Source organism: Facilibium subflavum, assembly GCF_003574485.1.
In the GTDB taxonomy this organism is placed as follows: Bacteria; Pseudomonadota; Gammaproteobacteria; order Francisellales; family Francisellaceae; genus Facilibium; species Facilibium subflavum.
In genome coordinates this window covers 1-7,893 of sequence record NZ_QLIT01000209.1, presented here as the reverse complement: position 1 = coordinate 7,893, position 7,893 = coordinate 1, and the positions used below count along the sequence as shown (strand labels likewise).

The following is a 7,893-nucleotide window of genomic DNA, read 5'->3' as shown; positions in this document are numbered from 1 at the left end:
CATGTGTTTCATCATTTCATCCCAAAGCCAAAGTACCGGCCAGTGCATAAAACGTTTATGAACTGCACGCCAATGACCGTAGTATTCAGGAAGCATTCGCCATTGACAACCCGTTCGTAACACATAGTAAACCCCTTCCACGAATAAACGCAAAGATTCCGTATTTTTGCAGTGTATCCTCTTTACCGTCATTAAAAATTCATAAATCTTTTCCCAAGCATTTTCATTTATGTGATAATGCATTTTGCAATCCTTTGTTGTTTTTCTCAAATATATTTCAAACTAAGGATTGCAACCTTGCAAATCATTTTTTAATTAAATCAACTTAATTTCACATCTTGTAGTTTTTTTGGTTCACAGAACCTAATTATTCTCTTTGGTGTTTATCTCACCTTTTCTCTTGTTGCTGATAACTTTGCTTATTATTTTATACACTTGGACTTTCTTACCTTATCAGCTTCAACATTATACTTTCCTTTTACCTACTTGATTGGCGATATCGTTACTGAAATCTATGGTTATCGCGCCGCTTTGCTGTTTATCTGGGCTGGTTTAGCGCTGGAGCTGGTGTTTGCTGTTTTTTGCCTTTTAACAATTCATATAACAAGTGCAAATCTCACAGCACATAGCCACTATTATATTATTTACAGACCAATGCTATTATTTGTCACTGGTGGAGTCATTTCGAACCTAGCATCCAGCTTCCTCAATGTTTTTATTATTTCAAAATTCAAGGTTCTCTATCAAGGAAAGCTCTTTTGGGCTAGAAGCATTACAGGTACAGCCATTTCTGAGCTGTTTATGCTGACCATTATTTTTTTTGTCTCGTTCCTGCCACAGATGAACAACCTATATAATTTCTTTATGGTACTTTTGGACACTTACATAATGGAACTTTTTTATGCTGTAATATTTGTCTGGGTCGGCCAGTATCTGGTGAACACTATCAAACAAAAAACTGGAATTGATCATTACGATACCAATATCAGCTATAACCCGTTTAACATCAATTGGACTTTACCTTAACCCATAACAGGAGAACCGTATGATTGCTATCATGTCTGCAATGGAAGAAGAAATAAGAGAAATTATAAAACTGCTAAAACATCCGAACATCACTAAGATTGCTGGCAGAGAATTTTATACAGGGAAAATAAATGACAAACCTATTGTCATTGCACGTTCTAAAATTGGTAAAGTTGCTGCAGGCATTACTGCAACGATTATGTTTGAACATTTTAATGCTGAACAGCTTGTTTTTACAGGCGTTGCGGGAACACCACAAGCTCATATCAATGTCGGTGATATTGTGATTGCAAAACAGACTTATTATCATGATTTAGATGCAACACCTCTTTTCCCAGAAAAAGGAGAAGTTCCTGAGCTTGGCTTTAAATACTTTACCACAAACCAGAATATTACTTCACATGCGCTTAACGCTGCAAGTGCTGTCACAAATAATCTTCACAAATGTATTTCTAGCGCAGAGATTGCAACATTCAGCCTACATACAGCAAAAGTTCACCATGGTAAGATCGCCACTGGCGATGAATTTGTTTCTTGCCAACATCAACTTGATGCACTACTTACAGAAGAGCATGACATTGCCGCTATTGAGATGGAAGGTGCTGCAGTAGCACACGTGGCTTATGAGTTTAGCAAGCCTTATATAATTATGCGTACAATTTCTGATAATGCTAACGAATCGGCTACGATCGATTTCTTAAAGTTTATTGACTCAGTGGCCGCCAAATATTCTGCTGAATTTATCCGCCATTATTTAGGGCTTATATCAACCCCTACCAGCAACCAGACGGAGCAAGCAGCATCTGCACTATAGCCTTTCTTACATCACCCTTATAAGGCACCCGTATTTAGTGTATGGAAATTAGTATTTCATGGTTAAGAAACACTTTATTATTTAAGATTTTCCGTTATCATAGCCGCATGATCATCAACGGGAAAAAATCATGGCGCAATTTGATCGCAATTTTTACAAAATATTGTTTTTAGTTATTGTGTTAACCGCAGCAGGCCAAATGACCAATACTATTTATGTGCCAGCTTTAACACAAATGGCACATGAATTTTCTGTCAGTGCTGGCAGAATGCAGGCCGTTATCGCATGCTATTTATTTCCCTATGGATTATTGCAGTTTTTATACGGCCCGCTTTCTGATCAAGTTGGCCGCAAACCCATGATCCTAATTGGTATTATCCTGTTTATTGCCGGTTCTATTTTAGCAACTTTTGCCACCTATTTTCCAACCTTGCTGATTGCAAGCTTATTACAAGGCTCTGGTATCGCGGTAGGGGGTGTTATGGCAAGAACAGTAATGCGTGATCTTTACTCAGGAACAAAGCTGCATGCGGCTAATAGCATGATGGCAATTGCATTAATATTAGCGCCTTTAATTGCACCCGTGCTTGGTGGTATTTTTACTGACCTTCACAGCTGGCGATTAATTTTTATCTTCTTAAGCGTTTACGGTATTGTCTTATTCTTTATACAGCTTTTTCTTTTTAAGGAAACTAATATCCATAAAGGGCTACAACAAAACTTTTTTCAAAAATATCAAAAAGTACTTAGCAACAGAACTTTTTTAATTAATTTGATTTTACTGATGGTTGCCAATGGTGGTATTGCTGTATTTGAGGTAAGCTCAGGCGCTTTATTTACTTCCGTGCTAGGATTAAATCCTGCAAGTGCAAGCCTGTTATTTATCATCCCCTTACCGTGCTATGTTATTGGCAGCTTTGCTGCTGGAAAACTTGCCAGATATTACAGCCTTGATAAACTTCTTATTGCAGGATGCAGTATTTTATTTATAAGCGGTATTGTCATGATTGCTTGTTATTATGGGATTGGCGTCAGTCTTACTGCTATTATTTTGCCAGGCTGTATTTATTTCTTTGGTTCAGGCATTATCTTTCCAACGGCAACAACAAAGGCACTAGAAGAATTTCCAAGTATTGCAGGAACTGCAGGTGCTGTTTTAGGCGGTACACAAAACCTGGGTGCTGGTATCTTAACAGCATTAGCAGCCATTATTCCACTACACAGCCAGCTGCCACTTGCCGTCACGCTATCGGCATTGGCTGTCTGTGCACTTGCCGCATTAATGATTCAAACTGAAACAACAGTCGTATATTAACTCAAGGCTGCTGCTTTGTTGCAGCGATCACAATCTCACGGATACAAACACTTTGTGGTTGCTGATAGGCAAAGACAACTGAATTTGCAACATCTTCAGCAGATAACACGCCACCCATATCATCTTTCCAGGCCTCATAGCCTTGTTTTATTTCATCTGATGTCGTGTGACTTAAAAGCTCTGTTTCAGCAGCCCCAGGCGCGACCGTAATAACTCTGACATTATTTGCAGCCACCTCTTCACGCACATTCTCACTAATAGCATGTACCGCAAATTTTGTTCCACAATAAGCGGCATGGTTGGGAAAAGTCTTGCGCCCAGCAACTGAGCTTATATTAATAATCGTACCGCTATTTTGTGCTTTCATCGTCGATAAAACAATATGCATACCATTTAACACACCAGCCACATTAACATCTAACATCTGCTGAAACTCCTTGGGGTCTTGTGTGTCAATCTGCCCCAAAAGCATAACACCGGCATTGTTAATCAAGCAATCTGTTAAACCATATTGTGCTTCAGCTTCTTTAACTGCCTGTTGAAAGGCGCCTTTATCAGTCACATCAACTTTGCGGCACATCGTACTTGGCAAACCAAGTGCCTCAAGTTTCTCAATACGACGCGCAAGTAATAATAAAGGGTGTCCTGCATTACTTAGCTTTTTTGCAATTGCTGCCCCAAAACCTGAGCTTGCACCCGTAATCACCACTAATGGCTTTTTCATAAAAACTCCTTAAAATGTTGGTTTTGTAATAAAACGGTAATATTTCACAAGTACAATGCTGCCTAAATGAAAAGGCAAATTGGATTATAAAGGATTATGGCATGATTATTAAATGTAGAAAACCCGTTGTTTCGCTTATTTCGTTACTGTCTATTGGTAGCATCCATGCAACTGAAGTCAATACGGCTTTAGCCATAAAACAAAAACCCAATATAATCATCTTTGTATGGGATGGCTTACGCCCTGATTCAGTGACGCAATCTACAACGCCAAATCTATATCGATTGGCACACAAAGGTGTTTGGTTTAATGACAATCATTCAAGCTATCCGACATTTACCATGATGAATGGTTCAAGCTTTGCCACAGGTGACTTTGCTGGAAAAACCGGTTTTTTTGGCAACACACTTTGGCAGCCAGATACAAAAGGTACCAATGCAAGTGGCAGCCTGATTGACTTTAATCAGCCGGTTTTCACCGAAGATTATAAGATACTCAAAGACTTAAACCAGGATGAGCCGCTAGTTGAGGTTAAAACATTATTTGCCAGTGCACACAAAAACGGCATTACAACAACTGCAGTAGGAAAATCTGGTCCTGCATTCTTTCAGGATTATAAAGAAAAAGGCGTTGTCTTTGATGAAAATCATATTTATCCAGAAGCTTTTGCAAATCAGCTTAAAAATCAAAACTACCCTTTGCCCGTTAATACCATTTATCGCTACCAAGGTTTCAAACTTCACAAAGGTAATGGTAACCCAACGGCTTATGGCATAGTGTCAACCCTGGCTGATGGTGTTACAACAAACCCTGATAAAGGCTTGTTATCCCCCTATAATAAGGACAATACCTACTTGATGGATAGCTATTTAACACAGGTTATCCCTTATGCACATCCAAGACTAAGCGTTGTGTGGCTTAGAAACCCAGACACCACTGAACATAATTATGGTGTTGGTAGCAAAGCCTATTATAATGCACTTGCCAACCAGGATATGCTTCTTGGTAAACTTATAAAAACACTAAAACAAAACAGAACCTGGAATAATACTGATATTATCATCGTATCAGATCATGGCCATAGCAATGTATCTGGGGATTTATCCGAGTTTCCACTTCATGATATCAATAATACAACAAACAATATCGGCCAGATTGACCAACGAAATGGCTATTCGGTTTCAGGTGATTTTCGCCCAGCAGATTTGTTAACAAGGGCCGATTTTCATGCTTATGATGGTGAAGGATGCCAATATGACCCAGTATTAACTGGCATTACCGCAGATGGTAAAACAGTTTACCCCACAAAATATGATACGACAGGAGCAATATGTGGCAAAGCAGTCAAAATTGATGATCCAAATGGACACAGACAAGCCTCTTTAGGACAAAAATATACCACGCCTGCTTATTTTGTCCCTAAAAAGTTACCTAAAGATGGAATTGTTGTTGCTGCCAATGGCGGTAGCACATATTTTTATGTGCCAAGCCATAGTCAAAAACTTATTCAAAAGCTTGTTCGATTCTTACAGTCTCGCCAGGAGTTTGGCGCAATATTTGTGGATCCGCGTTATGGTGCAATTCCAGGAACACTGCCTTTATCCTTGGTAAAACTGGAAAATGATCACAAACGCAATCCTGATATCATTGCCGGTAGTAACTTTAATGCCACAGCAAAAATAAAAGGCTACGATGGTATTGAATATAACAGTAGTGGTAGTGATCGTGGAATGCATGGTGCATTTAGTCCGATTGATGTACATAACACCTTAATCGCTTTTGGCCCAAGCTTTAAAAAGCATTTTACCGACACCTTACCCAGTGGCAATGTTGATGTTGCACCCACAGTTGCGTATATTTTAGGGATATCTTTGCCAAACACAGATGGTCGTGTATTATTAGAAAGCTTAAAAGAAGGCAAAAAAATACACGACTATCAACTTAGCCTTAGACAATATCACCCCCAAAAACCCGCTAAAAATCTTATCATGCAAAGTGCTATTGACCCAGATGGAAAAGCTGTTATCAAAGGGATCTCAAACTATACCATTGCGTTATTTACCAAACAACTAATCCAAAATGGCAAAACCTACGTCTATTTTGATCAGGCCAAAGCATTACGCTATTAGTGAGATAAAATCAAACACCTAAAGGAGGATTAATTATGGACAATATCAAAATAAAAACCATGAAGCTTGAACAGGCCCAAGAGATGATGCAATATGGTGCACCGCTGTCGGTTATTGCACGCACGCTTGATTTAAAACTCAGTGATATTATTTATTATCAGCCAGCCTTCCCAAGAGATTAAAAGCTGACTCCCATAAGGTTTAATCTGAGAGTGCCATATTTAAAACGCTATCATAGCCTACCAAAATAAATTAGAACGTGCAGGTTTAATGGCCAACACAATAATGAAAATCACCCCCCCCACCATGGAATCACCTGTAAAAATGGCATAACAGTACTTAACAGGCAACCCAAAAAGAACATGGTAAAAAATAATAATACTTGATAGGCAGGCTTATTACTTCCTAAGTAATGCTTTGCCTTTTGAAGATATGAGCCGGGGATTGAGAAAAAATGAAGTAAAAGCGGAATCGCGGATATCAGCATCATAATCAGATAAAACAGCCATCCTACTTGTAATAAAGGTGAATAATTCAACGCGACCAGAACACCACACAATAAGTACACGATTTTTACCAAAGCAATATCCAATAGTGAAAATTTTTGCAATTGATGTGATAAATACTGCTCCATGCTCATATCAGTTCTCCTAAGTTTTTTTTAATAATAGCAAATTAATACGTATGTATTCAGCCTACTAAAAAATAACGTTGTAATACAAATATTACAAGACAATAATAAGGCTATGATTTCATCTGCAAGCTCACCTTGCTCGCACTGCAATGCTGAATATGGTAATCAGCCAGATCATGTATATAAAACGGGTCTTGTTTGACCAATTTCTCAAGCAGATCCTCATCAAGTGCTTGAGCTAAAATAAATCCACCGGTTCTTGGCTTTAAAGGACCTGAGAAGTAAATCAAGCCTTGGTCATAAAACTGTTGAAGATGTGTACTATGTGCTTTCTTATATCGATCAATATCATTTAGTGGTTTTTTATAAGTTAGTGTAATAAGTGTAAATTGCATTGTTTTGCCTCTTTGTTTATTTATCACCAACCAGTTTACACTGATCTTAAAAATAAGATAATATAGCAAAATAAGAAATTACTGTTTTAAAAAAAAGAACAATGAATATCACACTGCTGCAATTTAAAATATTTAATAACCTTGCTAAAACACAAAGCTTTCGTCAAACAGCCAAAATCATGCAATTACCTGTTTCACGCGTTTCAAATGCGATTAAAGCACTAGAGACGCACTATCAAACCCCTTTATTTTTTCGTAATACACGGCAAGTCAAATTAACTGAAAATGGTCAAAAAATATGGCCAAGTGTTAAAATGCTTTTATCCTCAGACCAGCAGATTCAAGATACCATTCAACATCGACCCTATCAGCATTTTGGTCATTTAAAAATTGGCATTCCATTAAGTCTTTTTCATCAGGTATATATTGAACATCTACATGAACTAAATACCCAATATCCTAACCTTACGATTGACTGGCGAGTTGGCAATTTTTTACCGCATTTGATTTCTGATGATTTTGATGCCATTATTTTTTGTGGGCATGTACCCAATATTGATGCCTATGCAACTGAAATTGGTCAGTGGTCTAAACTCACTTGCGCCTCATCAGACTATCTTAGTAACCACCCAAGCATTCATACGCCTGATGATTTAACAAAGCATACCTGTCTTGATCACAGTGATAATTTTACAGCTCAATGGCAATATTACATCAATAACCAACAGAAAGATATTGTGATAAAACGTAACCGCTCCATAAAGGGCACACTTCCCCTATAGGACCTATCAGCCATTTTTTGAAAAAACAGGTGCTTCTGTTTTGGTTTCCTTCGGTTTGCTTTGTTTGTCCGGTT

At 38.1% G+C, this 7,893-nt stretch carries 10 protein-coding genes; 6 read left to right on the top strand and 4 right to left on the bottom strand.

Going from position 1 to position 7,893, the window contains the following annotated elements; translation table 11 throughout:
• Positions 1–243, bottom strand: a 243-nt coding sequence (locus tag DNK84_RS11470) for a transposase (protein ID WP_162902414.1), incomplete at its 3' end; no start/stop codon positions are given.
• Between the two features lie 192 nt (positions 244–435).
• Between DNK84_RS11470 and DNK84_RS11465 the strand changes: the two genes are divergently transcribed.
• The 3 genes from DNK84_RS11465 (at position 436) to DNK84_RS11455 (ending at position 3,155) form a co-directional block, all read left to right on the top strand.
• Positions 436–1,026: a queuosine precursor transporter gene (locus tag DNK84_RS11465; RefSeq protein ID WP_268876904.1), complete on the top strand. Its 591-nt coding sequence runs from the start codon at positions 436–438 to the stop codon at positions 1,024–1,026.
• A gap of 19 nt (positions 1,027–1,045) precedes the next feature.
• A complete protein-coding gene (locus DNK84_RS11460; RefSeq protein WP_119344637.1) occupies positions 1,046–1,840 on the top strand; it encodes a 5'-methylthioadenosine/adenosylhomocysteine nucleosidase in 795 nt (264 codons plus the stop codon).
• A 130-nt stretch (positions 1,841–1,970) separates the two neighbouring features.
• Positions 1,971–3,155 (top strand): MFS transporter, encoded by a 1,185-nt coding sequence (locus DNK84_RS11455; protein WP_119344636.1) that lies wholly within the window; start codon positions 1,971–1,973, stop codon positions 3,153–3,155.
• 1 nt (position 3,156) lies between these two features.
• Here DNK84_RS11455 and DNK84_RS11450 read toward each other — a convergent pair whose 3' ends face one another.
• A complete protein-coding gene (locus tag DNK84_RS11450) occupies positions 3,157–3,879 on the bottom strand; it encodes an SDR family oxidoreductase (protein WP_119344635.1) in 723 nt (240 codons plus the stop codon).
• 101 nt (positions 3,880–3,980) lie between these two features.
• Here DNK84_RS11450 and DNK84_RS11445 point away from each other — a divergent pair, with 101 nt between their 5' ends.
• Positions 3,981–6,008, top strand: a complete 2,028-nt coding sequence (locus DNK84_RS11445) for an alkaline phosphatase family protein (RefSeq protein WP_119344634.1) — start codon at positions 3,981–3,983, stop codon at positions 6,006–6,008.
• 35 nt (positions 6,009–6,043) lie between these two features.
• On the top strand, positions 6,044–6,190 hold the full coding sequence (locus DNK84_RS14425) for a hypothetical protein (protein WP_162902412.1): 147 nt from the start codon (positions 6,044–6,046) through the stop codon (positions 6,188–6,190).
• A 110-nt stretch (positions 6,191–6,300) separates the two neighbouring features.
• Here the strand turns inward: DNK84_RS14425 and DNK84_RS11440 are convergent, their stop codons facing one another.
• Positions 6,301–6,648 (bottom strand): hypothetical protein, encoded by a 348-nt coding sequence (locus DNK84_RS11440; protein WP_162902411.1) that lies wholly within the window; start codon positions 6,646–6,648, stop codon positions 6,301–6,303.
• 104 nt (positions 6,649–6,752) lie between these two features.
• A complete protein-coding gene (locus DNK84_RS11435) occupies positions 6,753–7,037 on the bottom strand; it encodes a YciI family protein (protein WP_119344633.1) in 285 nt (94 codons plus the stop codon).
• A 101-nt stretch (positions 7,038–7,138) separates the two neighbouring features.
• Here DNK84_RS11435 and DNK84_RS11430 point away from each other — a divergent pair, with 101 nt between their 5' ends.
• Positions 7,139–7,819: a LysR family transcriptional regulator gene (locus DNK84_RS11430; RefSeq protein ID WP_119344632.1), complete on the top strand. Its 681-nt coding sequence runs from the start codon at positions 7,139–7,141 to the stop codon at positions 7,817–7,819.
• Positions 7,820–7,893: the final 74 nt, after the last annotated feature.

Bases quoted from the DNA above. Each gene is read 5' to 3' on its own strand.
- DNK84_RS11450 (WP_119344635.1), bottom strand. From the start codon at position 3,879: ATGAAAAAGCCATTAGTGGTGATTACGGGTGCAAGCTCAGGTTTTGGG.
- DNK84_RS11435 (WP_119344633.1), bottom strand. From the start codon at position 7,037: ATGCAATTTACACTTATTACACTAACTTATAAAAAACCACTAAATGAT.
- DNK84_RS11455 (WP_119344636.1), top strand. From the start codon at position 1,971: ATGGCGCAATTTGATCGCAATTTTTACAAAATATTGTTTTTAGTTATT.
- DNK84_RS14425 (WP_162902412.1), top strand. From the start codon at position 6,044: ATGGACAATATCAAAATAAAAACCATGAAGCTTGAACAGGCCCAAGAG.
- DNK84_RS11440 (WP_162902411.1), bottom strand. From the start codon at position 6,648: ATGAGCATGGAGCAGTATTTATCACATCAATTGCAAAAATTTTCACTA.
- DNK84_RS11430 (WP_119344632.1), top strand. From the start codon at position 7,139: ATGAATATCACACTGCTGCAATTTAAAATATTTAATAACCTTGCTAAA.
- DNK84_RS11460 (WP_119344637.1), top strand. From the start codon at position 1,046: ATGATTGCTATCATGTCTGCAATGGAAGAAGAAATAAGAGAAATTATA.
- DNK84_RS11445 (WP_119344634.1), top strand. From the start codon at position 3,981: ATGATTATTAAATGTAGAAAACCCGTTGTTTCGCTTATTTCGTTACTG.